Here is a 26066-nt window from a genome sequence, read left to right on the forward strand (position 1 = left end):
CTGACCCGGTTTGAGGAGCTGCTCTGGCTCACCTCAGGCCGGGTCATTCTGCCTTGGTTCAGTACAGTCAGCCCAGTTCATGCACGATACGATCGCCGCGATCAGCACTGCCTTCGGTGAGGCAGCCATCAGCGTCCTGCGCCTGTCAGGGGAACATGCCCTGCAGGTGGCCCAGCGGGTCTTCAAAGGGAAGCGAGTGCTGGAGGCGTTGGAGCCTCGCGTGCAGCACTTCGGGAACATCGTGGATGGAGAGGGTGGGGTGGTGGACTCTGTTCTGCTGACCCATTTCCGTGCCCCCGCCAGCTACACGGGCGATGATGTCGTCGAGATCTCCTGTCACGGAGGCATCCTCGTCACCCGGCGCATTTTTGAGCTGCTCTTGCACCACGGCGCACGCGCGGCCGAGGCGGGTGAGTTCACCCAGCGGGCCTTTGTGAATGGGAAGATGGATCTCACACAGGCAGAGGCTGTGATGGATCTTATCCACGCCCAGAGTGAACTGGCTCTCAAGGCAGCCACACAGCAGTTGGAAGGTCGTTTGGGCAAAGAATCCGAGCATCTGCGGGCGGATTTGATCGAGCTGCTGGCGCATGTGGAGGCCTACATCGATTTCCCGGATGAGGACATCGATCCTGATACCGGAGCAGCCATGCAGAAGCGTCTGGCATCGATCCAGCTGCGGGTGGGATCGCTCCTCGACACCGCCCATCACGGTCGCATCCTCCGCAGCGGAGCTCGCACCGTGATCTGCGGGGAGCCCAATGTGGGCAAATCCTCGCTCCTCAATCTGCTCAGCGGATTCGATCGGGCCATCGTCAGCGCCGAGGCGGGGACGACGAGGGACACGATTGAGGAAGTGCTCCATATTCACGGGCTGCCATTTGTGCTGGTGGATACTGCTGGCATCCGTGAGGGCGCGGGCAGCATCGAGCAGAGCGGGATTGATCGGACCAATCGGGAAATGGCTCGTGCGGATGTGATCCTTGAGGTCGTGGATGGCAGTCTTCCTCGCGACGCTGCCCGCCGCGTGCCGGGGCTGGAGGATCGCCGTGGCTACCTGCTGATCTTGAACAAGAGCGACCTCGGTCTTCACCCAAGCTGGCTGCCTGACGTGGAGCGCGGGGCGATTCTCCTCTCCTGTGAAAATCAGGAGGGCCTGGATCCTCTGCGTGCGGCCATGCGAGATGCCGTGTGGACGGGTGCCGGGGCAGGCAATTCACACATGGTGGCGATCAATGCCCGGCATCAAGCCTGTTTCCAGCGTGCAGCGGAGGCTTTGGTGCACGGCGCTGCGGCGTTGAAACGCAACGAGGCCCCTGAGTTTGTCGCTGTATTTCTCCGTGAGGCCATGGAGGCAGTCGGTGAAGTGACCGGCCGCGTGGATGTGGAGGAAATCCTCGGAGCCATCTTCAGCCGTTTCTGCATTGGCAAATGAAGAGAATGGCCCAGTCCGTCCACCATTTGTTTCCGTAAAGTTCACTTTCCAATCCGGCAAAATGTGTCCACAATCGGCCCTCTTTAGAGCCAGTCACCCCGCGCCAGTTCCCTACAATCAAGAAATGAGCAAAAAACTCCCCCCGTGGTCCATCGAGGAATCCGCCACCACCTACGGCATTCGCGACTGGGGCAATGGATACTTTGACGTCTCCGCCAAAGGCGAAGTCGTGGTGAATCTGAAGGATGGGACAAAGACGAAACCGGTCAGTCTGCCGGACATCGTCCGCGGCATGCGCGAGCGTGGCATGCAGCTTCCCGTGCTCATCCGTTTTGGTGATCTGCTGCGCTGGCGGATCGAGGAGCTCAATGAGAGCTTCAACAACGCCATCCGCGAGGCCAACTACAAAGGCGTTTATCGTGGTGTGTACCCGATCAAGGTGAACCAGCAGCAGGAGGTGATTGAGGAAGTCACCCGCTATGGTCGCAAGTATCACTACGGTCTCGAGGCGGGCAGCAAGCCGGAACTCATCGCCGCCCTGGCCTACATGCAGGATCCAGAGGCCTACATCGTGTGCAACGGCTACAAGGACGAGGAGTTCATCGATCTCGCCCTGCGTGCGCAGAAGATGGGTCTGCAGGTCATCCTCGTCCTGGAGATGCCCAGCGAGCTTGATCTCATTCTGGAGCGCTCGAAGCTGCTCGGCATCACGCCGCAGCTCGGTGTGCGCATTCGCCTTTCCACTGAGAGCGCCGGTCACTGGAGCGAGAGCGGTGGCGACCAGAGCGTCTTTGGCCTGAACATCAGTCAGGTGATGCGCACCGTGGATGTCCTGCGTGAGAAGGGCATGCTCGACTGCCTGCAGATGCTGCATTACCACCAGGGCTCCCAGATTCCGAGCATTCGTGCCATTCGTAACGCGGCGGTGGAAGCTGCCCGCGTGTATGTCGGCCTCGTCCAGGAGGGCGCCAAGATGGGCATTCTGGACCTCGGCGGTGGTCTGGCCATCAGCTACGACGGCCTGAAGTCCAACGAGACCAGCAGTGCCGACTACGGCATGAAGGAGTATTGCGCGGATGTCATCGAAGCCATCAGCGAAGTCACCGATGAGGCGGGCATCCCGCACCCGAACATCATTTCGGAATCCGGGCGCGCCATCGTGGCCTACTACTCCGTGCTCGTTATCAACGTGCTGGACATCAACCGTTACGAAGCGTCCGGCATCAAGAAGCTCCCTGCGAAGTCTCCGCCGTTGCTGAAGAACGTTTTCGAACTGTGCGAGCGCATCCGGAAGAACGGCCAGAAGCTCACCTCCGAGTTCCTCCAGGAGATCTACAACGATGCGGTGTACTACCGTGACAAGATCCGTTCGGAATTCGGCTCGGGCAAGGTTAGCCTCCGTCAGCGCGCCCAGGGGGAGGAGCTCTATTGGGAGATCCTCGCCTGGATCGCCCAGCACGTGAAATCGGGCAACTTTACGGATGAACAAATGGCCCGGCTGGACGCGGTTCTTACCGACTTCTACTACGGCAACTTCAGCGTCTTCCAGTCCCTGCCTGATTTCTGGGCCATCGACCAGCTCTTCCCGGTCATGCCGATTCACCGGCTGAAGGAGAAGCCCACGCGCACGGTGGTGCTCAGTGACATCACTTGTGACTGTGATGGCAAGATTGACCGGTTCATTCATGATCGTGAGATCAAGTCCAGTCTGCCGCTGCACGACATCAAGGTGGAGGACGAGTACATGCTCGGCATCTTCCTCGTGGGTGCATATCAAGAGACTCTGGGCGACCTGCACAACCTTCTGGGCGATACCAACGTGGTCAGCGTGCGCATGGAAAATGGCAAGCTGAAGTACACCCGCGAGCTCGAGGGCGACACGGTCAGTGAAGTGCTGAGCTACGTGGAATACGATCCCAAGGAAATGGTGCGCCGTTTCCGCGTGCTCGCTGAAGACGCGGTGGTGAAAAAACGCATCACGGCGAAGGAGCGCTTCTCCATCATGGAAGCGTATGAAAACGGCCTCCGTGGCTACACGTACTTCGAGTCCTGATTGATTCAGGAAGGGCGGCGGAGTGATCCGCCGCTGTGAATTCCTTTAACCTCTTTTCTTTTTCCCATCATGTCCCACAGAGTCCTCATCATCGGTGCCGGCGGTGTCGGCCGTGTCGTTACCCACAAGTGTGCGCAGCTTCCGGAAGTGTTCGGCGAGATCATGCTCGCGAGCCGCACGAAGTCCAAGTGCGATAGCATTGCCGCTGAGCTCAGCCGCCCCATCCAGACCGCCGGTGTGGATGCAGACAACGTGCCCCAGTTGGTCGCCCTTCTGAAAGAGTTCAAGCCTGAGGTGGTGATCAACGTCGCGCTGCCGTACCAGGATCTCACGATCATGGATGCCTGCCTTGAGGCGGGGGTGCACTACATCGACACCGCCAACTACGAGCCGCCAGATGTGGCCAAGTTCGAGTACCACTGGCAGTGGGCCTACCAGCAGAAGTTCAAGGACGCCGGTCTGACCGCGCTGCTGGGTTGCGGTTTCGACCCCGGTGTGACCAACGTGTACACCGCATACGCGCTGAAGCATCACTTCAGCAAGATCGACACGCTCGACATCATCGACTGCAACGCAGGCGATCACGGCAAGGCTTTCGCGACCAACTTCAACCCGGAAATCAACCTCCGTGAAGTGACCGCCAATGGTCGCTACTGGGAAGATGGCAAGTGGGTGGAAACCAAGCCGCTTGAGATCGGCGGTACCTTTGATTTCCCGGCGGGCATTGGCCCCAAGAAGATCTACTGCCTCTACCACGAAGAGCTGGAGAGCCTCACGAAGCACATCCCGATCCGTCGTGCGCGTTTCTGGATGACCTTCTCGGACAACTACATCAAGCACATGGAAGTGCTGGTGAACGTGGGCATGACGGGCATCAAGCCCATCAAGTACCAGGGCGTGGACATCGTGCCCATCCAGTTCCTCAAGGCGTTGCTCCCTGAACCCGGTACTCTGGGTGCGGACACGAAGGGCAAGACCTGCATTGGCAACTGGATCGAAGGCACCGGCAAGGATGGCCAGCCGCTCCGCTACTACGTGTACAACATCTGCGACCACGAGGAGTGCTATCGCGAGACGAACTCCCAGGGCGTGAGCTACACGACCGGCGTCCCGGCGATGATCGCCGCCCGCCAGTTGCTCACGAACCCGGCAGAGTACCGCCAGCCCGGCGTGTGGAACGTCGAGCAGCTTAATCCTGATCCATTCATGGAAGACCTCAACAAGTACGGTCTGCCCTGGTTGGAGACCTTCCCGACCGAGGAGTTGTCGGTGTAAGGGGGCTTCTAGCTTCTATTCTATAGAGCAATGTTTGAAAAATGGAGGGCACAATGCCCTCCATTTTTTGTGTTTGGGGTGGGCGGAGTGGGAAGAGGATCAAGGGACGTTTGAGGCGTGAGCGGGGCTGGGAACCCCGACCCGTTGCGCGGGAGACGCCAGACTAGAAGACACAAGACACAAGACCTGGGTGCTGGCGCAAGCTTGTACGTGCCCACTGTGATCAAGGCTCAGGGGACAATTGATGCGTGAGCCGGTTGGCACAACCGGACTACGCCTGTGGAGCTATGCGGTTGTAGTCTGGACGGGGCGTCCAGGGGCGGGAGCGGAGCGGAGGACGTCCGATACCCAAAACCAAGCAACCCTCCAAACAATCTCAACCCTTCGTGCCTTTGTGCCTTCGTGTGAGTCATCTCATCCACGTCCAACTCCTTTTCTCGTGCCATTTGACCAGAATCGTCGAAGGTCGGTATTCAGCTGTCCTCTCCATCCCCACGCCGCTTCCTCGTGTCTGCTCCTGCCCAATTCGTCTATTCCACTTGTCGTGAAGGTTCTGAACGCCTCTTGAAGGCGGAGGTGGCGCGGCGGCACGAGGGGCTGTTGACCCCGGCGTTCATGCGTCCTCAGTTCGTCACCTGGAAGGCTACACGGATACTGCCGCCGGGTTTCGAGCTGGGTTGCGTGTTTGGCCGGGCTTCTGGGACTTCCGTGGGGTTGTTTCCCGATGAGAAGGCTCTGGTCCAGAAGTTGGGAGAGATTGCTGATGGCCGCCCCTATCATCTGCACGTGTTCCCGAGGGATTGCCATGAGGACGGGGTGTCTTCCTTGCAGTGGGCGGACATGGATGCGCTCCGTGCCCGGTTGGTCGGTCACGCCCGCGAGGCGGGGTTGTCTGCTCCAACGGAGAGCCGTCCGAACCGTGGCGATCTGGTTTTTGACATCATCGTAGGAGACAAGACCACAGAACCTCTCTTTCTCGGTCGCCATCTCCATAGTGCCAGTCAGCAGCCCCCCTTGCAGGTGGCCTGCCGCGTTTGGAATTGCCTCTGGAAGCTCCCTCGCGTGCCTGGCTGAAGATGGAGCAGGCTCTGGCTTGGTCGGGTCTGGACGGCAAGCAGTCCCTGCAAGGTCAGGTCGTGCTTGAACTTGGCAGCGCACCGGGTGGAGCCAGTTATTCTCTCCTCCAACACGGTGCGCAGGTTTATGGCGTCGATACCGGAGTGATGGATCCGGATGTGCTGGGTTTCCATGATGCCAAGACGGGTGCCAGGTTCCATCATCTGCGCATGGCGGTGGGCACCCTGGCCCCGCATCACCTGCCCCCGGAGGTGGATATCATCGTGTCCGACATGAACCTCGCCCCCGGTGTGGTCATTCCGTATCTTGAGAACTTGTGTCGCCGACATCGTCCTGCGCTTCTCATCCTCACCATGAAGATGACCGAAGAGCGATTGGAAAGCAAAGTGGGGGAGATTTTAGGCTCGCTCCGGCGATTCGTGCCGACGCCGTTGAAGGCAACGCAACTGCCCGCGAACCGCCGCGAGGTGTGCGTAGTGGCCGGTGGCTTGGGGGCGGTGTGAGGGGGGCGAGTTAGGGTTTAGGGTTGTGAGTTATGGGCAGTGCAGGGAATTGGGCGCTGCTCTGCATTGGGGAGCGCACGCATCTTGCGTGCTGTTTCCGGCATCTTGCCGGGAACATCAGTGAGGTTGCAGGTTGTTGGGTCTTTTAGACCGCGGTCGGCACCGCGCTCCCCAATGCAAAATGCATCGTAGCGCGGGAGTCAGGGGAGAGGAAATACGCGGCGTGCTTTGGTCGTGCGATCACCCGGCGCATGCCTTCCGCAGGATGCAGAAGGCGGCACGCAGGATGCGTGCGGTCCCCATGAATCTCGCGGCGATGCTGCAAGGCGTTTCCTTGAACTTCCACCCCATCACATCCGCCTCCTAACCCGCCCCTTCCATCAACTCCCGATAGCACTCTTCCAGCACCTTGATGTTCGTTGTCCGGTCAAACATCTGCTCGACGCGCTCTCTGCCTTTCATTGCCATCGAGCGACTGCTTTGCGGATCGCGGATCAATGCCAGCAGTCCTGCCGCCAGCCCTGTGCTGTCGTTCTCGTCCACGAGCCAGCCGCTTTCTCCGGACTCCACCGCCTCGGGAATGCCGCCGTGCCTGGTGGCAATGACGGTGGCGCCGCTGGCCATAGCCTCGAGCATGGCATTGGGCACGCCTTCGCGATTCCCATCGCCTGTGGTCCGGCTGGGATGGAGGAAGAAGTGCGAGGTGGCGACTTCCTGCCTCAATTCGGCTTGATTCAGGAACCCGGTGAACTCGACGGATTCTGCCACTCCCAGTCGGGCAGCCTGCGCTTCCAACTCCTCCTTGAGGGGGCCGTCTCCGGCAATCGTCAGCGTGGCTCTGGGGAATTCCCGATGCACGGCCGCAAAGGCGTCGAGGGTCAGGTCCAGCCCCTTCTTGGCAATCAGACGACAGCTCTGGAACAGACGCCATGCACCGTCCGCCGGGACCTCGCGCGGAGTGAAGGTCCATTCCTCCAGCGGGATGCTGGTGCGTTGCACGCGAACCTTCTCCGCCGGACATCCCAGATTGATCAAATCATCCGCCAGACTCTGCGACCGGGCCTGAATGAGATCTGCGGCAGCGAACACTTCACGCAGAGGTGCCAGATGGTTCGGCTTGTTCACATCCACCCCGGCATCGGCGCCGTGAAAGGAGACCACCACGGGGTGGGGGCAGGCCTTGATGAGCGGCAAAAAGTGGATGGCGGTGTGACCAAAGTAGATGTGCAGCAGTTTGGCCTCTGCCCGCTCCAGTTCCAGCAGGGCGTGGCGCACCTCCCAGGTGTAGAGATGCCAGGGGGCCTTCTTGAGGTTCTTGTGCACCCAGCGCCGCCACCACCGCAGTTTGGGCTTGGGCAGCACCACCAGCCGCTTCTTGGGGAAGGGAAAGCGGGCGTCGTTTTCCCTTTTGTGGGTGAACACCCAGGGCTCTAGATTTTGCAAGCCTGTGACCTGCCGATACACATGCAGCATGTCCGCCTTGAGGAAGTCAGACACGTAACTGGCAATCACAGGCTTTTTCGGCATTGCGGGCGGGTGGGGATTCTCTAGTTTGGCGGGAGGCATCCCTAGTTGAATGCTGGCCCCTGTCACCATGAATTTTCCTGAGAAAGCACGTCGCGTCATCGAGCTGGAAATTGAAGAACTGAACCGGCTGCGGGACCGCGTGGGAGACAGTTTCACGGAGGCGGTGAACGTCCTGCTGGGCTGCCTCACTGCGACCCGGAAGATCGTGGTCTGCGGCGTGGGGAAGAGCGGAAACATTGGCCGGAAGCTCGTGGCCACGCTCAACAGCACGGGGGCCACCAGTGTGAATCTCAACGCCCAAGATGCCCTGCACGGGGATCTGGGCGTGCTGGATGATGGCGATGCGGTGGTCCTGCTCAGCTACAGCGGAGAGACCCAGGAACTGGTGGACCTGCTGCCTCATCTGCGTCGCCACCGGGTGACGCTGATTGCCATCACCGGCGGGCTCAGCAGCACCCTGGCGCGCAATGCCGAGGTGGTGCTGGACGTTCACGTGCAGCGGGAGGCCTGTCCGCTGAATCTGGCTCCCACCTCCAGCACGACGGCGATGCTGGTGCTATGCGATGCCCTGGCCATGGTGCTGCTGGAGGCCCGCGGCTTCCGTGAAGATGACTTTGCCAAGTATCACCCCAGCGGATCCCTGGGCCGGGCCCTGCTCACCAAGGTGGGCGATGTGATGCGTACCGGGACCTCCCTGGCGCTCGCCACCGAGGAGTCGACGATTCAGGAGGCCCTGCAAGCGATGACGCGGGCTCGTTGTGGGGCAGCGGTGATTATCGATGCTTCAGGCAAGCTGGCGGGCGTGTTCACGCATGGAGACTTTGTGCGAGCCTTTCAGGCGGATCCCAATATCGCCGGGCGGCCCGTGGCGCACTTCATGACCCGCAATCCGGTCAGCATTGCGGAGAACAAGCTGGCCGCAGAAGTGCTGGCGGTGTTGGAACACCACCGGGTGGACGATCTGGTGGTGCTCAATGAGGCGGGCCAACCGGTGGGCCTGGTGGATACCCAGGATCTCACCCGCATGAAGCTGGTGTGAGACCCCGGAGCTGGACGGGGTCACTTGATGTAGGAATCCATGTCGCAGCCAAACTTCCGGTTGGGCACCTTGGCTGAGACTTGGCGGTAGGCTGAGCCGTCCCAGATGATCAGGTCGAGGGGGTCGTTGGACTTCATGTTCCGGAGCAGAAGGTATTGCTCCAGGGTCTGCACACGGTGCCCGTCTAACGCCACGACGATGTGGCCCAGTTTCAACCCGTTGCGGACCAGCAGCTGGCTGCTGGAGGTGAATTCCACCCCATCGACCGGGGCGTCCTTGAAGTCTGCCAATGCCGCGTCTTGGATGCCATCGGGAAAGACGGGGGCCAGGGCCTGCTTGTAGGCCTCGGCGAGCTTGGGATCTCGTTCTTGATTGCGCTCCAGGAACGCAATGAGAGGGGCGTTGTCATTGTAGCGCTCGCCGATGGCGGCGAAGTGCTTGGCAGCATCCTCCCACTTTTCCATGCGCTCCATGAGCTTGGCCATGGTTTCCAGTCCGCGATAGGAGTACACCTCCGCTGCGGCGGAGGCGATCTTTACGGCATCGTCTATGCGCCCGTTGTCAAAGTAGTAGTTCACCAGCCAGTCCGCGTGATTGGCCCAGGAAACGCGGTCATTGGCCATCTCAAATGCCGCCTGATAGGCGAAGGCAGCATCTTCCTTGAACTCTTTTTCCACCAGGTATTGACCCAGATCGATGAACTCGTCCGGGTTGAGCTGGCAGATCCGGGTCATATAGGCCATGTACGCCTTGGGGTCGCCCTTGAGGTTCCCGCTGATGTGCTCCATCACGGGCAGGTGGTACTCCTCCAGCTTCGTGTAGGCCTGGCGGAACTGCTCGATGGTAGGGGAGTTGCCGTGCTTCTTGTACAGGTAGGACCGGGCCACGTCATATTGATAGGGGGCAGTGGCAGCCAGCTTGTCCCAGAACCCAATGCTGGCATTGTAGAGCGTGCCCAGATCGATGTAGCGGGACCGGAAATCGTAGGCGGTTCCGAGAGTCAACTCCTGGGTGAACCACGCCTGGGCCCTGGGCAGGGAGGTGGCGGGCGCGGTAAACCGGCCCTTCTGGCGCAGGGTGGCCCAGTTGCAGCAGGTGACGAGATCGGGCTGCTTCCGGCAGAGGGCGCTGGCATCCTCCACCGCGGTGCGATAGAGCTTCTCCGTGGTGGCGATGCGCTTCAGTGCGAAGGGCAGCAGACGCATGCCGGCGAAGTACTGCTGCACCTGCTTTTCAAAGCCTGCCGCGGCATCGGGGACACCCCACATGTCCCGCAGAAAGGCCTGCGTACGGTCCATGGCATGACAGAGGTGACGCTGGTGACTGGCGGCGACGAAGCCCCAACCGAGCACCTCCAGGGCCGGTTTGCCATTCTGATTCTTGCCCAGGCAGCGGGTGGGGGGATCGTTGAGGATCACGACCAGATTGTCCGTCTTCAGATCCTTGCCAGACCAGGTCTTCCAGGACTCTGCAAGATCGGCGATTTCACGCTCCAGCCAGCCATTGGCGAGGACATGACCCTGACCCACGCTGAAGTCCTGTTCAGTGGCGATGCGGCTCCAGTCGGGCAGATTGGCGGGTGGAGTTTCCTCGAACGTCTTGAGAACCGCGCTGGCATCCCGGCAGGTGATGAGCGCCCGGGCATGCTCCCGGCGTTCCAGCAGGGTCACCTCGCCCGGCTTCTCCACCAGACGCCAGTCGCTGGTGTTGCGGAGTTTGAGCGCCCGTTGCCAGGCGGCGAGATCCGGGGGAAGTTTCTCGATGCGCTCCAGTGCCTCCACCTGTCGGCAGGCCAGGGTGAGGAGGATGGATTCTGCCAGTTCCCGCTCGGGGGTGGACTCCGCAGACAGACTCCTTGCCAGAGCCAGATGGGCCGTCATGCGGCACAGAGCGGGGCGGGCATCAGAGAAGGCACCCGCAGCCTCCCGGAGGGCCAGCGCTCCCACCAGCAGCGCGGATTGATCGTGCAAGCCCGCATCCAAAGGTGCTTGATTCAGCTCCTTGGACAACCGGTTGGACTCTGCCATCAGAACCGCGCTGGTGGGATCCTGAAGCTTCTTGGCGAGTTCCAGGCCGCTTGCCGCTGGTGGGCTCCCTTGCTTGCCTTTTTGGGCTGTTAGCTTCCATCCCTTCTGGACCGCCTGGGCCCAGGGCACAAAGTTCTCCGGTGCCCAGAGATAGCCGCTGAGGGGCAGGGAGGTGCTGATTTTGTCCTTTTTGGCACGCGGGACAGAGGCTGACACCAGGTAGCCCGTGTCTGCGTTCGACACGGCCTCCACTTTCATATCAACGGATGCGAACTCATCCGCAGGCGCTTTGGGATTGCTGGCAAAGAGGCAGATCTCCGCGATGTCGCGTGCGACTTGATCGACCAGCCAGGTGGACTCCGAGTTCCACTTCCACGTCACGTCCACGCCTGGGGCAGGGGGCTTGCGATTGGCGGAACTGTTTTCTACTCCCGGGAGGGACAGGTTATCATCGATCCGAACGTATTTCCACCACGCCCAGGCTCCCATGCCTGTGGCCCAGATCCCGAGAATCACCAAGTTACGCCCCATGCTCATCGAGGAAAATGACTCGCGTTTACTCGTTGTGTAAACCGGTGAAAGTCACAATAAGTAGGGGCGGAAATGAAAGAAATCGCGCGAAAGCCGATGCTTCGACCGTTCAGCCCATCCCATGCTTGTTGATCTCTCTCATCCCATCCGCCAGGGACAGCCAACTTTTCCGGGAGATCCCGAATTGTCCGTGGAGCCGCACTTCACCACCGCCTCTGGCCCGTGGTGTAATCTCTCCCGCATCACGATGAGCTCCCATCATGGGACCCATCTGGATGCGATGTTCCACTTTGTGGAAGATGGGCGCACGCTCGACCAGATGCCGCTGGAGTGGTTCTATGGACCGGCCCGGCTCATCCGGGTGCCGAAGCAGGCGGGGGAGGAAATTACTTCGGAGGACTTCCGCAAACATGATGCGGTGCTCACTCCCGGGGCCAGGATCCTCTTTGAGACGGGCTGGCATCGTGAATACGGCACCATGAGGTACTATGAAGAAGCCCCTTCAATGACCCAGGAGGCGGCGGTGTATCTGGCATCACGCCAGCTGCGCCTCATCGGCATGGACACCCCCACACCGGGAAAGGACTACTACGAAATCCACCACACGCTGCTCGGGCATGGGGTGGAGATGGTGATCGTGGAAGGGCTGGCGAATCTAGACGCGCTGCCGGATGACCGGGAGTTTCAGTTCATCGGTTTTCCCTTGAACTTCGCAGGTCGGGACGGCTCTCCGATCCGGGCGGTGGCGGAGATCTGAGGACTAACCCAGGGAGGCTACGGCCCCTTGAGCTCGTCCCAGGACTTCAAGCCGACCACGGGAAGGGCAAACTTTGCCGCCTCGTCCCAGGCAGGCGTGTCTGCTTTCTGGAAGAGATCGTAGAACGGGCGCTTCCGGCCAGGCTCGGAGATCGTGCCGGGCTTGGTGGTCCAGAGGCCGAGTTTGAGTCCGCCTTCCTGGGTGTGATCCACATGGCGATGCCAGATGAGGGCGTCGATATCCGGCTGCCGCCGCAGCTTCTCCCAGACATAGGCAAATCCCGCTGCCTGGAGGGTTTCACCATCCGGCGTATCCGGGCAGTGCAGGCCCTGTTCACTGAGGATGATGCGGCGGGGCTTGCCCTCCCAAAGCAGCTCTGGACGCGTCATGTGCCGGGTGGCCACCTCCAGGTTCTTGAAGGTGATGTGGGGTGAGTCTTCGGTAGGCCAGGCGTTTTTGTCCTCCCAGGTGCGCGGATTGCCCAGATCGTCAGGGTAGGGGTGGTGAGCCACATGCCACTCGAAGTCGCCATGCTCCCGTGCGGTGCGGGCGAAGAGGTCTAGAAACTCCTTCGTCTTGTAGGCTTCGGTCGGGCTGATGCCGGGAACGGAGATGTTCCAGTGATGATCAAACGACAAGTAGCAGCGCGCATGCAGAGAGTGCCGCCGCACCGCATCGTGAGTGGCACGTACTGCTTTCTCATACTCCACCGCCGCCTCGGCCACGGACATCTGGCCAAGGTTGTACCAGGTGAACTGGGAGTTCACTTCATTGCCTACGATGTAGCCCCAGACCTGTCCGCAGGCTGAGCCCACACCGCTGTACCGTGCGGCGAGAAATTCAATCAATGCCCGGTAATGGCGCAGGCCCGTCTCGGTCGCGGTGTTGAAGGCTGGGATGATGTACTTCCCGTCGGCCCTGGCCTTGGGATGGATCAGGATTGCATCCTTCTCGGGATTGCGGCTCGGGTACTGGATGAGGATCAGATAGACCAGGGCGCCCGCGTCGGAGAGGGGCTTGATCTGGCGGTCGAGGCTGCGTGCGTAGTCCTCGTTGATAAAGTACTCACGATCCTCGGAGCGGAAGGCAACTCGGTGAGCGGTGCCTGCGTCTGCGAGGAGGGCCGCGAGGTTCACATTGATGCCAGCATGACGGATGCCCAGGGCGAGAGCATCGTCCACCATCTGCACCTGCAGGCCTTTCTTGGAATCGGTCGCGGGAAAGGGGCGTGTGTCCTGGGCCAGTCCTCCCTGGGTGAGCAGGAAGAGTGAGAGAAATGGCGTGAAGAGCTTGAACATGCCAGGGCGCGAGGGGGTGGGAGGAGGGTAGCGGGCATCCCGCCAGCGTCAGTGGCTGGTGGGGGCGGGGACTGAGAGCACCACATCGCCAATCTGGGCGAGGCTGTCGAAGACCACGTTGGCTCCTGCTGCCTTAAGCGCGTGGCCATGACAGAGCCCCCAAGATACAGCTCCAAAAGGAAGCCCGACATCCAGCGTTGCGCTCAGATCCCTCATCTCGTCGCCCACACTCAGGATGGCATCTGCCGGCAACCCGCTCTTTTTGATCACGCGGCGGAGCTTGCGGCTTTTGCCAAAAAACGAAGCCCCGCATTCAAACTGCTCCACCAGGCCGGAGAGTTCCTCCCCCAGGATCTGCCGGATGTTGCTTTCGGAGTTGGAGCTGACGATGGCGATGCGGGTGCCGCCTGCGGAGAGTTGACGGAGGAGGTCCGCAGTTCCTGGAAACAGGCGGATTTCATTCAGCTTGGCGGCCATCATGCGGCGGCCATCCCGGGCGATGAGCAGGAGTTTCCATCGGGGGATCTTGAGCAGGCGGGGTATGCTGGCGCCCTTGGGTCCACGCAGGGCCTCCAGATCGGCTTCTGTGAGGCGGGGGAAATGATGACGGTCCGCGATTTCATCCGCTACCTCCATCATCCATGGCACGGTGTCCGCCAGGGTGCCGTCGAAATCAAAAATGACCAGTCGATACTTCACGCTGCATCCCTATCCGCCGCTCATCGCTGAGGATCAAGCGGAGAAGGCGACGTGTCGCCTTTTGAGGCGCGCGACTTGTGATTCCGGCTGCGCGCGATGCTTGGGCGGGCTTTGGGCGAGGGCTTGTCCAGTTCGCAAACTCCGCAGGATTTCAACCAGGTGCCCGAGGCGAAAAGAAAGGCTGGGGGTAGGATCGAGGGCAGGGTTGGACTGGTCATAGCCCCACTTGGCAGCGCATGCACCGTGCCTATTAGCCATAATTATTAAACGTGCCTGAAATTGAGAGTTTTGCGAATCCCAGGAGGGGGCGGTGCGCGGCAGGGCACTGCAAGATGCAAGAATCCATCAGGAGAGACGGGCAATTTGCAAGGCCGTGGAGCAGAAACTCAGCGTGTCAGCTCCGGCGGGAGGTGAATTTGGAAGAGAGCATTTCCTTCAACTCCCGCGGCTCGTAGTCACGCTTCACGGGCACTCGAAGGAGCGGGACGGATGCGGATTGCAGCGCGGAGTCAAAGAAGACGTCCCTTGCCTTGCGATCTGGTCGGCGGTGGCTCCGGTCGTCGAGTTCGATCACCCCCAGGATGCGGAAGGTGGAGACTTCGCAGATCACAAAGTCGGCGTGCTTGGACTTGATGCGGTTGAAGGCCCGGCATTGGGACTTGCGATTCGCCCCTTGGCTGACCAGGAGAATGTCGGCAAGACGCACCTTGCAGGCCACATAGCATCCGGGAGGGATCACCTGCTGGAGCGAGCGGAAGAAGTTGAGCTCCGCACTCGTGAGCAGGACGCCAGCGGAGCAGTACCCCGTCTTGTCCGCGCCGAAGACGGCGATCACCCGCGCCAGGACCAGAACGGCCAGGAGAGCGGAGAAAGCGAGAACGAAGTTGCCTTGGGTGACCCAATCCATCCCTTAACAAGTCCAAAATACCTGGACTCGCAACCGAAACGCGGTGCGATTTAGGTGGACTGAACCTCCGGCCTGCAATGGGGGTGGCCGTGATTTGTCGTGCCTGCCTAGCGATTGCCGACTGACGAGGTCATCAGGATGTGCGGGCCGTTGGCAGTGGGGGCGAGGAGCTTTTCCTTCTCCTTCAATTCAGGAGAGAGGGAGCGCTTGCCAAACCAGACGCGGCCTTGTTCAAACACGACGTGGGGCTCCCGGTCGCTCATGGTGGGGGCGAGCTTGGGAACGACGCTGGGGGCATACATGGTGCCCATGGTGACGTTGTCACGGAGACCCAGCACGTCGGTCACCGCCTTTTGCGCGAGACGGACGGCTTTGCTTTCGAGAGGCAGATCCTCCCGCTCGAGTTCATCGCGGTTACAGGTGACGCCTGCATACGTTTCCACGGTGCCGTATGAGTACTTGGCATCCACGGTGGCTTCGAACGAAACCCAGACTTTAAAGAGCTTTTCCATTTTTTCCTGAGGCTTTGGGGGCGATGCTTTGGAAGTGTAATCTTTCCTGCGCAACAAGCGAAATCACATGGCTCTACTATAGACCTCATCCAACGCTCTTAGTTCGAAGCGTTTCTGACCTGGCTGAGGATTTCCGACTTTACGAAAAAATATAACCATATGGTGTCTGGTGGCAACGAAAAATTCACCTACTCGGAGTCGCCCCATATCGAACATCCCCGCGGTTATGGATGCAACAATTTACTTAATCTATTGGAACTACCCGATTGCCCAGACTATTGCTAAAATAGGTTATGATCGATGAGGTGACACAGCGGCGCATCGCCGCACTGCGAGAGTACGAGATCATGGATACCCCTCCGGAGGAGGAGTTCGACGAGATCACACGTCTGACCAGTTTCATTTGCGGAACTCCGATTGCTCTCGTCACCCTGCTGGATCACCGGCGGCAATGGTTCAAGTCCAAGGTGGGACTTTCCAGCATGGAGACCCCGATTGAGCACGCCTTCTGTGCCCATGCGATCAAGCAGGAAGGGGTGATGATGGTGAAGGACGCCACGCTGGATGCGAGGTTCGCCGCGAATCCCCTGGTGACGGCTGCCCCCAACATCCGTTTTTACGCGGGAGCCCCCTTGGTCACGCGGGATGGCGTATCTCTCGGCACGTTGTGCGCCATAGATTGTGCCCCCAGAGAGTTCGGGGTGGAGAAACAAGAAGCGCTCATGGCGTTGGCGCATCAAGTGATCCGGTCAATGGAGCTGCGCCGGACCGTCAAGGCATTGGAGCTGGCGTTGCTGGCTAAAGAGAGAGCCCAGCAGGAGGTGCTCACCTTGCAGTCGCTGCTGCCCATGTGCGCCTGGTGCCGGAAGGTGCGGGATGACTCCAACTACTGGTGCAAGGTGGAGGATTACTTCAGCCAGCACTCGCAAATTCGTTTTTCTCACGGAGTCTGCCCCGAGTGTTTTGACCGCTTGGAGCAAGAACTTGAAGGAGGCGCGGAACTCCGCGGCTGAAGGTGCGGGTCTCTTCGTCAGTGGTCTGCAGGCTGGGGATGCTGATTTTGTGGCACGGCTTGTCCATCTGCCCGGCGGCCGAAGTTAGGATTGTGGAATGGGAAAGCCGGTCCACCACAGCACCCGTTACGGGATTGGGGCGGGAGGCGGAGGCGTGGTTGCCGACCTTCCGGCTGGCCTTGGAAACGTTGCCAGAAAGCGCCATCGTGGGCCTGGCTCTTTCACAACCCGCCATGCTGGGTTTGCCTCCGGATCAGGCCAATGGTCTTCTGCCCCTGGTGAGCAGGCGGTATGAGATGATGGCGGTCGATCCCGTCTACGCCCGGGTCCCCAGCGCGCTGCCCTACTGTTTCGCTGCCATCCAGCCACCCAAGGGACGAGCGACGGTGTATGTGCCGGATGGTCTGACGCCTGCGACGAAGTTCATGGTGTTTCTGCACGGCTACGGCGGCAGTTTCCTTTGGTACCAGCATTATCTTTCAGAGCGTTTCCCAGACCGGGTGATCCTTTGCCCAGCTTTCGGAATCAGTGGGGGATCCATGTCGGTCACTTATGTGCGCGAGGCGATCAGGGCCGTCCAGGCCCAGCTGGGGTGGAAGCCGGGCAGGGCTCCTGATTTGATGGGTCTGTCTGCCGGGGGTTTTGGAGCGTCAGTCATCTTCAACAGCAGTCCCTCCGACTTCAGGTCGCTGTTGGTCCTGGCGGCCTATCCACCCGTCGCAGTCGAGGCTTCCATACTGGGTAAGGCTAATGCCGCATTTCTGGCGGGCGATCAGGAGGCCTTTGTTTTGGACGGACGTTGGCGAAGGTGGCAGGAAATCCAGAGGAAGAGGCCCAGGGCTGGAGCGGTGTTCTCTCTGGTCCCGGGAGGGGGCCATTTCTTCATGTTGACCCATGCCGATGAAACCACCCAGTGGCTGCAGCAAAGGCTCAAGTGACAAGCAGGTTGAACGCATTCAGGAAAAACGGTCTGAGATTTCCGGTACAACCTGAACACCTCCCACTGCATTTATGACTGCACCCGCGATCACTGTTCCCAAAAGCCCCAAAGAGAAAACGGCAGGCCTGATGTACTTCCCCCGTATGCTGGACAAGATCCGCCTGCAGGCCGCCGGAAAGCTGGACGCAGCCTATCAGGAAAACTACGGCAAGGGCGTGGATGGCTGGTGCACGGACTTCCTCCGCGTGCCGCATCCAGAATTGGAGAAGCGGGTGGCAGAAGGCGGCACGGATGAGGAAATATTCGAGTGGTGCCAGACCCAGGGAAGGGGACTGAACCGCACCGATATCTTCGTCTGGAACCAGTTTGTCCTGAAACTGGGCTGGAACGACATCGCCACCAAGGTGCTGGAGCGTCAGAAGGCCGAAGCACGGATGTCGGATCGCGCGGATATTGTGACGCTCGCTGGTTTTATGGATGCGGATGAAGGGCGGTAGGCCCGCTACGGGGGAGACACAAGACCTGAGCTGACGTATGACTGGACGCACCGTGCCACTGGGTAGGAGGGCGACCGCGCGGGTTGCCTCGGGCTGAGGACACAAATGGCAAGCGGGGCACCCGCCTTGCAACGCCAGGGAAGGATTGAATCTCTGGGGTGCGGCGACTGAGCCGGAAGGCTCATCCGGACTACACCGAGGGCAACGCTGCGGGAGTAGTCCGACGATCCCCGTCGGCCTGGGGAGCGGAGCGATTAATGGCAACCACCCCCGACCCACTGGCTCCTCAACACGTCGCTGGCGTTCGCTGGACACGTTGTCACCTCTCTCTGTCACACCCTCAACACCCTTTTTGGGGGTTCACTGATATATATATATGTAGGTTTTTTTGGTGTAACCTGAAAATAGGGTGTTGAGGGTGTGACGCGAACGCATCTCAACACCTCCACTGCACTCCTGTAGGGCAATAGGCAACCAGGGCGGGGGATGCCAGACACCCCATGAGGCGTTTGGCACAGGCCGGGCCATGCCAACAACTCAGCTCAATTCAGCTGAGGTCTCGCGTGTGTCTTCAAGTCTTGTGTCTCCCCACAGCGGATGTTGACAACCCTGAGCTTTCTTGCCGAGCATGGGGCATGACTGATCGACGCCAGTTCCTTTCCATGGGGGCGCTTGCCGCCTTCTCCTCTGTCGCCCCTGCTCAGACGGCGCCGCTCCCCGCAGCGGCGGCGGTGGCCAGGAAGGTCTGGCCTGCGGGGGTGGCCAAAGTGGAGATCCCTGCCAGCGATGGAGTCATGCAACCCGCGATGTGGTTCGCGCCGACAACGAGCGGCCCCAAACCCCTGCTGGTGGGACTGCACACCTGGAGCAGCAACTATGCGTCCGCGGGAGGCGACGCGGTGTATGCTGAGTGGTGCATCGCCCAGGGCTGGGCCTTCGTGCATCCTCACTTCCGGGGGCCCAACAACACCCCCCAGGCCATGGGTTCTGAGCGGGCGGTGGCGGATGTGGTGGAGGCGGTGGCGTGGGCGAGGAAACAGACGGCGGTCGATCCCGAGCGCATCTACCTCATTGGCGTGAGCGGTGGCGGTCACATGGCGCTTCAGATGGCGGGTCAACATCCCGAGTTGTGGGCAGCTGTCAGCGCCTGGTGTGGCATCAGCGACATTGCGCAGTGGCACACAGATCATCTGAAGAACGGCGTGCCGGATACCTATGGCAAACACATCGAGGCAGCACTCGGCGGGAGCCCGACTTCAAGTGAGGCCCTGAAAGCCGAGGCTTGGAAGCGGTCGCCGCTGAGTTCGCTTGCGGCGGCCAAAGGGCTGCCTCTGGACATCAATCACGGCATTCACGATGGTCGTGCTGGAAGTGTGCCGTTTTCTCACTCGCTCAAGGCGTTCAATGCCGTGGTAGGAGCGGGCTCAACCGCGCTGGCTCCGGCCAAGATCGAGGAATACTACCACGCGCAAAAGCTGCCTGCGGGCTGGACCGCGCCTGCGGCGGATGCCGTGTATGGAGCGTGGGAGCCGCGTTTCCGACAGACCGCTGGGAACACACGTGTCACCGTCTTTGAAGGGGGGCATGAGATCGTGCACCAGGCAGCTCTGAACTGGCTCTCGGCCCAACGGAAAGGAAAGCCTGCCGTGTGGGGGCTCAAGGATTTCATCAAACTCGAGGTGGGTGGGGGCGAGAGCGGAAAATAGCCCCGGTCCCACGGCAACAAAAAGCCCGGAGTGCTGAGAGCAACTCCGGGCTGGAATCTCGAGTCCTGAAGCGGACGTTCCTCTAGATTAGAAGAGCAGGGGGATCACCAGGATGGCCACGATGTTGACCACCTTGATCATCGGGTTGATGGCCGGGCCGCTGGTGTCCTTGTAGGGGTCACCCACGGTGTCGCCGGTCACAGCTGCCTTGTGAGCGTCGCTGCCCTTGCCGCCGTGGTTGCCTTCTTCGATGTACTTCTTGGCGTTGTCCCAGGCGCCACCGGCGCTGGTCATGGAGAGGCCAAGGAAGAGGCCAGTGACGATCGTGCCCATGAGCACGCCACCGAGGGCCTTGTAGCCGAGGAGGGGAGTGCAGCCGACCAGCAGTACCACCGCTACCGGCAGGAGCGCGGGCAGAATCATTTCACGCAGGGCGGCTTTGGTCACGATGTCCACGCAGGTGGCGTACTCAGGCGTGTCTTTGCCTGTGAGGATGCCCGGCTTGGCAGCGATCTGACGGCGGACTTCCTTCACGACGGCACCGGCGGATTTGCCAACGGCGTTCATGCTCATGGCGGTGAAGAGGAAGGGGATCAAGCCACCGATGAAGAGACCGATGATGACGTAAGGATCCTTCAGGGAGAAGTCCACGGTGTCGGTGGCGAGCTTGAGCACGCCTGTGTGGTGGAGGTGTTTGTCGAGCTCCAGGTAATAGGAGCCAAACAGCACCAGGGCAGCCACCCCGGCGGAGGCGATGGCGTAACCCTTGGTCACGGCCTTCATGGTGTTGCCCACGGCGTCCAGACCATCGGTCACGGTGCGCACTTCCTTGGGCAGTTCGCTCATCACAGCGATGCCGCCCGCGTTGTCGGTGATGGGGCCGAAGGCATCGAGGGAAACGATGATGCCAGCCATGCTGAGCATGGACATGACGGCGATGGCGATGCCGTAGAGCCCGGCCAGCACATAACCACCCGCGATGGAGGCGCAGATGAGGATAACGGGAAGGGCGGTGGCGTAGTTGCCGATGGCGATACCTGCGATGATGTTGGTGGCGTGGCCGGTCTCACTGGCCTTGGCGATCTTGCGCACCGGGCTGTACTCCGTGGCGGTGTAGTAGTTGGTGATGAGCACCACCATCCAGGTCAGGACGAGGCCGATCAAGGCGGCACCGTAGAGTGCAGCGGGGCTGAAGGGAAGTTCAGCGTGGCCGCTGAAAAGGGCCTTGGTCACGGGCCATCCCAAGATGGCGGTGACGAGCGCGGAGATGGCGACACCCTGCATGAGGAGCGCGGTAGCACCGCCCTGGCGGATGTTCACCCAGAGAATCCCAAGCACGGCACCCACGATGGAGATGCCACCGATGAGGAAGGGGTAGATGAGTGCGGCACCGACACCCTGAAGGGTGAGGGAGGCGATGAGGAGCGCGCCAATGAGGGTCACGGCATAAGTCTCGAACACGTCTGCGGCCATACCGGCGCAGTCACCGACGTTGTCGCCCACGTTGTCGGCGATGGTGGCCGGGTTGCGGGGATCATCTTCGTCCAGGGCGTTCTCGTTTTTGCCCACAAGGTCGGCGCCCACGTCGGCTGCCTTTGTGTAAATGCCGCCGCCAAGACGGGCAAACACGCTGATCAACGAGGCGCCCAGCGCGAGACCCACCAGGGAGTCAATGGCGGCGGCGGAGCTGTGAACAGCGGTCATCACCATGTAGAAGACGGCGACGGAGACGAGGGCCAGACCCACGACGAGGAGGCCTGTGACCGCCCCGCCGTTAAAGGCGATGCGCAGAGCGGGAGTGGGGCCCTCGGTGGCAGCCTGGGTGGTGCGGACGTTCGCCACCACCGCGATGCGCATGCCAATATAGCCTGCGATCATGGAACAGACGGCCCCGATAAGAAATCCAGCTGGAACCGGCAGGCTCTTCTTCCACCAGAACAACAGGGCGGTGAGGATGATGGCGATGATGCTCACCGTGCGCACCTGGCGACTGAGATACGCTTTGGCCCCCTCTTGGATGGCGCCCGCGACGCGCTGCATGGCTTCATTTCCGGGCGACGCGCTGAGGATTTTTTTGATCAGCATCACGGCGTAGACGAGGCCAAGCGCGCCTAGAATGATGGAGAGCAAGATGCCTTGATTGAGGAGGAAACTGGACATGCGACGAAGTGAATAGAGGCGGTGCTAATTAACGGGAAAACTCATTTTGCCGGGGCAAAAGAGGGGGCGATTGTAACGACAATGTTGCGCGAGGCAAGAGGGGAATAACAGCAAGGTGAGGCTCCTCCCGCCCTAGAGAGGCAGGGGGATCTCTTCAACGCGGAAGGGCAGGTTCATTTTCTGCCCAAGACTGATATTTTTGAGCCGGGAGAGGGCTATCCGCGCGCTTTGCTGAAGTAGGCGCGCTGCTTTTCCGTGATGGGCAGGCCCACCTGGTCCATGACTTTCATCATGTCCTCCCACACCAGTCGTTTTTCAGCGATGCCGCCACCATCTTCCTGCTCCCTGCGCAACAGGTAGGAGGGGTGGTAGGTGATCATGATGGGGGTGCCCCGGAAGTCGTGGAACTTGCCACGCAGTCTTCCGACCGTCCCTTCGATGCCCAAGCCGGTCGCGGCAGTTGACCCCAGGGCGACGATGACCTTCGGCTTGATGATTTCCAGCTCCGCCAGTACGAATTGCTGGCAGGAGAGCATTTCCCCAACACTTGGAGCGCGGTTCTTTGAGCCTTGGAACCGGCCATCATCGATCTTGGGTCGGAACTTGCAGATGTTGGTGATGTAAACTTGGTTCCGGCGCAGTCCCATCGCCTGGATGATCTTGGTCAACAACTGGCCGGCGGGGCCGACGAAGGGCTCGCGCACTTTTTCCTCTTCCGCACCGGGAGCTTCGCCGACAAACACGATTTCGGCATCGGGCGTGCCGGTGGCGAAGACCATGGTGTCACGCAGCGTGCCCAGACTGCGGGCCTTGTCGTTGTTTTCGGCCTCCAGAGCCAAGCGGGCAAGCTGCTCATCCCGGGATTGGGGCTGCGGTGCAAGCGGGGAGGGGTCGCTTAAGGAGATCCGCTCCGGCATGGGCCTGGTCGGCGAGACGGGAGCGGGCGTGGGACCGGCGGGCGTTGCGGCATACTCCACGCGGCGAAATGAGGGCGCGGCAGCTGGCGGCACTGCTGCAGGGGGAGCGGCTGAGGCAGAGGGCTTGGCGGCCGTTGCAGATCTGCCCACTCGCAGCCGGGTTTGGACCTCCCGGGTCAGGGCCACATGCGTCACTCCACGGGCGGCTTGCTGGGCGAGATGGAGCTTGAGCAGGTCAGTAGCGGAGGACATAGGCCGAAAGTATCTTGGAGCGTGAGGACGTGGTCAGAGTGGAGAGCAGAAGAGAATTCGCAAGAGCGAAGCGGGCAGTCTGGTGTTGATATGGAGCAAATGACTCCGCGGTTGGGGGGGTGAATTTTGGGTTGACCAGCCCCCTTTCGTCCCCCAAAATACCACAAACTTCGGAGAGCTTAACTAATCTGCCATGCTGAACCCTAAGATCCTCGGACTGGCCACGCTGTGCTGCGTGTCAGTCATCTCCTGCGAGACGACCACCAAACCAAACAGTCGCGGTCAGAAGATCAGCGGGGTCCGCACGACGGCCTACACTCACACCGAGTCCGACCACATCAAGTATGGTCCGAAGGCGGCCACAGGGGATACCCTGAAATATGGTCGGGTGCGCAGTGCGGCCACGGATTGGTCCGTCTATCCCGTGGGCACGGTGTTCCAGATCGAAGGTGAGCCTTTCCTTTACGAAGTGGATGACTATGGGTCTGCCTTGGTGGGGACCAATACGATCGATCTCTATCGCCCTGACAAAACTGCCATGAAGCAATGGGGTGCCAAGAATGTGAACATCAAGGTGGTCAAGTGGGGTTCCTTCACGAAGAGCCTCGCAATCATGCGCCCGCGTGAGAAGAAGAATCCGCATGTGCAGGCGATGGTGAAGCGCATTGAGCGGAGTTCCTAGACCTCAGGCGAACGTTTATCCACGTGCCGGAGGTGGGACTGTGACGAAGAAGCAGCGGGCGGATCATGTCCGGACCAGGCTTGCGGGGTTGTACCCGGATCCGCCGATCCCTCTGGATCACAAAGATCCCTACACGTTGCTCGTGGCGGTGCTGCTCTCAGCCCAGTGTACGGATGCCAGGGTGAATCTGGTGACGCCTCATCTCTTTGCCCTCGCAGATGCCCCGGAGGGCATGGCGGAGGTGCCGGTGGAGAAGATCCTTGGGGTTGTGAAGCCATGTGGCCTTGGGCCGCAGAAAGCGAAGGCGATCTCAGAACTCTCCAAGATCATCGTCCGCGAACATGGCGGCAAAGTGCCGAATACCCTGGAGGCGCTTGAGAAGCTGCCTGGGGTGGGGCATAAGACGGCTCAGGTGGTCATGGCTCAGGCCTTCGAGGTGCCGAGCTTTCCCGTGGACACGCACATTCACCGGTTGGCCCAACGGTGGGGGCTGACTTCAGGAAGCTCTGTCACCCAAACGGAGCGGGATCTGAAGCAGCTCTTTCCAGAGTCCTCCTGGAACAAGCTGCATCTACAGATCATCTACTACGGACGCGAGCACTGCAGCGCCCGCGCTTGCGATGGCTTGAGTTGCATGCTCTGCACCGAGCTCTATCCAGATCGGAAGAAGAGCGTGAAAACCCGCAAGGCCTGAGAGCTAGCCTGGAAACAGAACGGCCACGGGAGACTGATCGTCCGCCCATGGCCTTGAGAGTTCTGGTGAGTTGGAATCTGGCTTTTACCAGCGCCAGCGCCCGCCTACATGGAAGGAGTTGACCTCGTCGCCAAAGTCGATGCCGGCGGAAACGTCAAGCCAGGAGAGCATCGCATAGTAGGCGTTGAGCTCGATGACGCGCTCGTTCAGGTTGTCCGTGTTGGTGAACAGAAGGCTGAGAGCGAGTTCCAGTTTGTCGGTTACAGCGAAGCGGACGCCAGGGCGGACGTAGAGGTAAAAGTCGTCGGTGCTGATGTTTTCCAGCTCCTCGGAAACATAGTCATACCGGGCACCCAGTTCGCCAAAGATATGGAAGCGATTGCCGATCGGGATGAAGGCGCCGCCCGCCACTGAGAAGGTGGTGAGGTCGAGGTCTTCTGCCTCTGGGGTCTTGCTGGTGATGCGTTCCAGGCCAAACCGCAAATAGAGCGGCTTCATCAGTTCCAGCTTAAGGTCCACTCCGAATCCGCTGTCGCCTTCCAGGCGGTCGTCGCCCTTGAAGTCGTTATAAATGTAGCGCACTTCCAGGGACTGGTAGCCAAGGAGGCTGTTGCTGCTCCCGTAGCTGGACCCAGTGGAGGAGTAGGTCTGGTAGCTCTGCTGCTGCTGGGGAGCTGGATTGTAAGGATCGTAGGGGTACTGCGGCTGATAGCCCTGTGCCTTGGCCGATACCACCATGCAGCAGGAAATAGCGAGGACTGAGAGGATGGTTTTCATGGGCCGCTAATTTGGACTTTGGGATATTTTGGGTGTCTAAAGTATTTTCTCAAAACCCTCCATGTGCAAGCTTTTCTTTGGCCGACGTGACCGCTCAGAGTGGATTGGGGCGGAAGTGTTTGTCGGGAGGCAGTTGACTAGGGAACTCTCTGGCCCTAAACGAAGTGGCCATGGCAGAAGTTCCCTCCACGCGCAGTTTGAGTCTTGGCAGTCCTGCTCCAGCCTTTTCCCTGCCCAATGGCAGAGGTGAGGTGCTCACGTTGCAGGACGTCCGGGGGCCCCGCGGGCTGGTGGTGGCTTTTGTTTGTAATCACTGTCCTTTCGTTTTGCATCTGGCCAACGAACTGGGGATTTTCGCAGCCACCTGTGAGGCCAAGGGCGTGGGATTTGTCGGAATCAGCTCCAATGATGTGGAGCGGTATCCTGCCGACAGCCCGGAGAAGATGCTGGAGATGTCGGCCAAGTACGGCTGGACCTTTCCGTATCTCTATGACGAGACTCAAGAGGTGGCGCAGGCTTATTTTGCTGCATGTACGCCTGATTTTTACGTTTTTGATGACAAGCTGGAACTGACCTATTGCGGACAGTATGATGCCTCCCGTCCCAAGAACGGACTGCCCGTGACGGGCGAAGACCTGCGCGCTGCGGTGGACGCAGTGCTGAAAGGGGAGTCGCCCGTGGCGACCCAACGCCCCAGCACGGGCTGCAATATCAAGTGGAAGCCGGGCGTGGAGCCCGCCTGGTTTGCGAAGTCGTAGGGCGAGAAGCTTGGACGCCAAAGGCGTCAA

General features: G+C 60.4%; 23 protein-coding genes. 14 read left to right on the forward strand and 9 right to left on the reverse strand.

Annotated elements, in window-relative coordinates; all coding sequences use genetic code 11:
- The first annotated feature begins 79 nt into the window (after positions 1-79).
- From mnmE to BV034_RS15330, 5 genes are all read left to right on the forward strand, one after another.
- Positions 80-1435, forward strand: a complete 1356-nt coding sequence (gene mnmE, locus BV034_RS15310; protein ID WP_050027877.1) for a tRNA uridine-5-carboxymethylaminomethyl(34) synthesis GTPase MnmE — start codon at positions 80-82, stop codon at positions 1433-1435.
- A gap of 124 nt (positions 1436-1559) precedes the next feature.
- The gene (gene speA / locus BV034_RS15315; RefSeq protein WP_050027878.1) at positions 1560-3488 is read left to right on the forward strand and encodes a biosynthetic arginine decarboxylase; all 1929 of its coding nucleotides are present in this window, start codon (positions 1560-1562) and stop codon (positions 3486-3488) included.
- 69 nt (positions 3489-3557) lie between these two features.
- A complete protein-coding gene (locus BV034_RS15320) occupies positions 3558-4763 on the forward strand; it encodes a saccharopine dehydrogenase family protein (RefSeq protein ID WP_050027879.1) in 1206 nt (401 codons plus the stop codon).
- Between the two features lie 507 nt (positions 4764-5270).
- Positions 5271-5837 carry a hypothetical protein gene (locus tag BV034_RS15325; protein ID WP_265593041.1) on the forward strand — a complete coding sequence of 189 codons (567 nt, stop codon included), beginning with the start codon at positions 5271-5273 and terminating at the stop codon, positions 5835-5837.
- Positions 5804-6343: an SAM-dependent methyltransferase gene (locus BV034_RS15330; RefSeq protein ID WP_265593042.1), complete on the forward strand. Its 540-nt coding sequence runs from the start codon at positions 5804-5806 to the stop codon at positions 6341-6343. The genes BV034_RS15325 and BV034_RS15330 overlap by 34 nt, the downstream gene beginning before the upstream one ends.
- A 363-nt stretch (positions 6344-6706) precedes the next feature.
- On the opposite strand, the gene BV034_RS15335 is transcribed toward BV034_RS15330, so the two are convergent.
- A complete protein-coding gene (locus tag BV034_RS15335; protein ID WP_050027882.1) occupies positions 6707-7870 on the reverse strand; it encodes a glycosyltransferase in 1164 nt (387 codons plus the stop codon).
- A gap of 67 nt (positions 7871-7937) precedes the next feature.
- On the opposite strand from BV034_RS15335, the gene BV034_RS15340 reads away from it, so the two are divergent.
- Positions 7938-8909, forward strand: coding sequence for a KpsF/GutQ family sugar-phosphate isomerase (locus BV034_RS15340; protein ID WP_050027926.1), 972 nt, complete (start codon positions 7938-7940; stop codon positions 8907-8909).
- 20 nt (positions 8910-8929) lie between these two features.
- Here the strand turns inward: BV034_RS15340 and BV034_RS15345 are convergent, their stop codons facing one another.
- Positions 8930-11467, reverse strand: coding sequence for a hypothetical protein (locus BV034_RS15345; RefSeq protein ID WP_265593043.1), 2538 nt, complete (start codon positions 11465-11467; stop codon positions 8930-8932).
- A 121-nt stretch (positions 11468-11588) separates the two neighbouring features.
- On the opposite strand from BV034_RS15345, the gene BV034_RS15350 reads away from it, so the two are divergent.
- The gene (locus BV034_RS15350) at positions 11589-12224 is read left to right on the forward strand and encodes a cyclase family protein (protein ID WP_050027884.1); all 636 of its coding nucleotides are present in this window, start codon (positions 11589-11591) and stop codon (positions 12222-12224) included.
- A 17-nt stretch (positions 12225-12241) separates the two neighbouring features.
- On the opposite strand, the gene BV034_RS15355 is transcribed toward BV034_RS15350, so the two are convergent.
- The 4 genes from BV034_RS15355 to BV034_RS15370 all read right to left on the reverse strand — a co-directional run bounded on the left by BV034_RS15355 (position 12242) and on the right by BV034_RS15370 (position 15640).
- Positions 12242-13522: a DUF5722 domain-containing protein gene (locus BV034_RS15355; protein WP_050027885.1), complete on the reverse strand. Its 1281-nt coding sequence runs from the start codon at positions 13520-13522 to the stop codon at positions 12242-12244.
- A 48-nt stretch (positions 13523-13570) separates the two neighbouring features.
- On the reverse strand, positions 13571-14221 hold the full coding sequence (locus tag BV034_RS15360; RefSeq protein ID WP_050027886.1) for an HAD hydrolase-like protein: 651 nt from the start codon (positions 14219-14221) through the stop codon (positions 13571-13573).
- A 394-nt stretch (positions 14222-14615) separates the two neighbouring features.
- Positions 14616-15128 (reverse strand): DUF2726 domain-containing protein, encoded by a 513-nt coding sequence (locus tag BV034_RS15365; RefSeq protein WP_050027887.1) that lies wholly within the window; start codon positions 15126-15128, stop codon positions 14616-14618.
- 107 nt (positions 15129-15235) lie between these two features.
- Positions 15236-15640, reverse strand: coding sequence for a hypothetical protein (locus BV034_RS15370; protein ID WP_050027888.1), 405 nt, complete (start codon positions 15638-15640; stop codon positions 15236-15238).
- A gap of 293 nt (positions 15641-15933) precedes the next feature.
- Between BV034_RS15370 and BV034_RS15375 the strand changes: the two genes are divergently transcribed.
- The 4 genes from BV034_RS15375 (at position 15934) to BV034_RS15390 (ending at position 19796) form a co-directional block, all read left to right on the forward strand.
- Complete coding sequence (locus BV034_RS15375; protein WP_050027889.1) at positions 15934-16653, forward strand: GAF domain-containing protein; 720 nt, start codon at positions 15934-15936, stop codon at positions 16651-16653.
- A 38-nt stretch (positions 16654-16691) separates the two neighbouring features.
- Entirely contained in the window at positions 16692-17591 is a 900-nt protein-coding gene (locus tag BV034_RS15380; RefSeq protein WP_050027890.1) for an alpha/beta hydrolase, read from the forward strand.
- Between the two features lie 73 nt (positions 17592-17664).
- Positions 17665-18090, forward strand: a complete 426-nt coding sequence (locus tag BV034_RS15385; protein ID WP_050027891.1) for a DUF5069 domain-containing protein — start codon at positions 17665-17667, stop codon at positions 18088-18090.
- A 635-nt stretch (positions 18091-18725) separates the two neighbouring features.
- Positions 18726-19796 (forward strand): alpha/beta fold hydrolase, encoded by a 1071-nt coding sequence (locus BV034_RS15390; RefSeq protein WP_050027892.1) that lies wholly within the window; start codon positions 18726-18728, stop codon positions 19794-19796.
- Between the two features lie 87 nt (positions 19797-19883).
- Here the strand turns inward: BV034_RS15390 and BV034_RS15395 are convergent, their stop codons facing one another.
- Together BV034_RS15395 and BV034_RS15400 are read right to left on the reverse strand one after the other, a co-directional pair.
- A complete protein-coding gene (locus BV034_RS15395) occupies positions 19884-21956 on the reverse strand; it encodes a sodium-translocating pyrophosphatase (protein WP_050027893.1) in 2073 nt (690 codons plus the stop codon).
- Positions 21957-22171: 215 nt separating this feature from the next.
- Entirely contained in the window at positions 22172-23125 is a 954-nt protein-coding gene (locus BV034_RS15400) for a uracil-DNA glycosylase (RefSeq protein WP_050027894.1), read from the reverse strand.
- A 193-nt stretch (positions 23126-23318) separates the two neighbouring features.
- On the opposite strand from BV034_RS15400, the gene BV034_RS15405 reads away from it, so the two are divergent.
- The gene (locus BV034_RS15405; protein WP_050027895.1) at positions 23319-23807 is read left to right on the forward strand and encodes a 3D domain-containing protein; all 489 of its coding nucleotides are present in this window, start codon (positions 23319-23321) and stop codon (positions 23805-23807) included.
- Positions 23808-23847: 40 nt separating this feature from the next.
- Positions 23848-24501: an endonuclease III gene (nth, locus tag BV034_RS15410; protein WP_050027896.1), complete on the forward strand. Its 654-nt coding sequence runs from the start codon at positions 23848-23850 to the stop codon at positions 24499-24501.
- Positions 24502-24585: 84 nt separating this feature from the next.
- Here nth and BV034_RS15415 read toward each other — a convergent pair whose 3' ends face one another.
- The gene (locus BV034_RS15415; RefSeq protein ID WP_081887851.1) at positions 24586-25278 is read right to left on the reverse strand and encodes an outer membrane beta-barrel protein; all 693 of its coding nucleotides are present in this window, start codon (positions 25276-25278) and stop codon (positions 24586-24588) included.
- Between the two features lie 170 nt (positions 25279-25448).
- On the opposite strand from BV034_RS15415, the gene BV034_RS15420 reads away from it, so the two are divergent.
- Positions 25449-26036, forward strand: a complete 588-nt coding sequence (locus BV034_RS15420) for a thioredoxin family protein (RefSeq protein WP_050027898.1) — start codon at positions 25449-25451, stop codon at positions 26034-26036.
- The last annotated feature ends 30 nt before the right edge of the window (positions 26037-26066 follow it).

It is taken from the genome of Verrucomicrobium sp. BvORR034 (assembly GCF_000739635.1).
GTDB lineage: Bacteria > Verrucomicrobiota > Verrucomicrobiia > Verrucomicrobiales > Verrucomicrobiaceae > Verrucomicrobium.

Coding starts and splice junctions, on each gene's coding strand:
- BV034_RS15420 (WP_050027898.1), top strand. CDS start 25,449: ATGGCAGAAGTTCCCTCCACGCGCAGTTTGAGTCTTGGCAGTCCTGCT.
- BV034_RS15385 (WP_050027891.1), top strand. CDS start 17,665: ATGACTGCACCCGCGATCACTGTTCCCAAAAGCCCCAAAGAGAAAACG.
- BV034_RS15395 (WP_050027893.1), bottom strand. CDS start 21,956: ATGTCCAGTTTCCTCCTCAATCAAGGCATCTTGCTCTCCATCATTCTA.
- BV034_RS15345 (WP_265593043.1), bottom strand. CDS start 11,467: ATGGGGCGTAACTTGGTGATTCTCGGGATCTGGGCCACAGGCATGGGA.
- BV034_RS15350 (WP_050027884.1), top strand. CDS start 11,589: ATGCTTGTTGATCTCTCTCATCCCATCCGCCAGGGACAGCCAACTTTT.
- speA (WP_050027878.1), top strand. CDS start 1,560: ATGAGCAAAAAACTCCCCCCGTGGTCCATCGAGGAATCCGCCACCACC.
- BV034_RS15365 (WP_050027887.1), bottom strand. CDS start 15,128: ATGGATTGGGTCACCCAAGGCAACTTCGTTCTCGCTTTCTCCGCTCTC.
- BV034_RS15400 (WP_050027894.1), bottom strand. CDS start 23,125: ATGTCCTCCGCTACTGACCTGCTCAAGCTCCATCTCGCCCAGCAAGCC.
- BV034_RS15340 (WP_050027926.1), top strand. CDS start 7,938: ATGAATTTTCCTGAGAAAGCACGTCGCGTCATCGAGCTGGAAATTGAA.
- BV034_RS15415 (WP_081887851.1), bottom strand. CDS start 25,278: ATGAAAACCATCCTCTCAGTCCTCGCTATTTCCTGCTGCATGGTGGTA.
- BV034_RS15320 (WP_050027879.1), top strand. CDS start 3,558: ATGTCCCACAGAGTCCTCATCATCGGTGCCGGCGGTGTCGGCCGTGTC.
- BV034_RS15390 (WP_050027892.1), top strand. CDS start 18,726: ATGACTGATCGACGCCAGTTCCTTTCCATGGGGGCGCTTGCCGCCTTC.
- BV034_RS15370 (WP_050027888.1), bottom strand. CDS start 15,640: ATGGAAAAGCTCTTTAAAGTCTGGGTTTCGTTCGAAGCCACCGTGGAT.
- BV034_RS15405 (WP_050027895.1), top strand. CDS start 23,319: ATGCTGAACCCTAAGATCCTCGGACTGGCCACGCTGTGCTGCGTGTCA.
- BV034_RS15375 (WP_050027889.1), top strand. CDS start 15,934: ATGATCGATGAGGTGACACAGCGGCGCATCGCCGCACTGCGAGAGTAC.
- BV034_RS15380 (WP_050027890.1), top strand. CDS start 16,692: ATGCTGATTTTGTGGCACGGCTTGTCCATCTGCCCGGCGGCCGAAGTT.
- mnmE (WP_050027877.1), top strand. CDS start 80: ATGCACGATACGATCGCCGCGATCAGCACTGCCTTCGGTGAGGCAGCC.
- BV034_RS15335 (WP_050027882.1), bottom strand. CDS start 7,870: ATGCCGAAAAAGCCTGTGATTGCCAGTTACGTGTCTGACTTCCTCAAG.
- BV034_RS15355 (WP_050027885.1), bottom strand. CDS start 13,522: ATGTTCAAGCTCTTCACGCCATTTCTCTCACTCTTCCTGCTCACCCAG.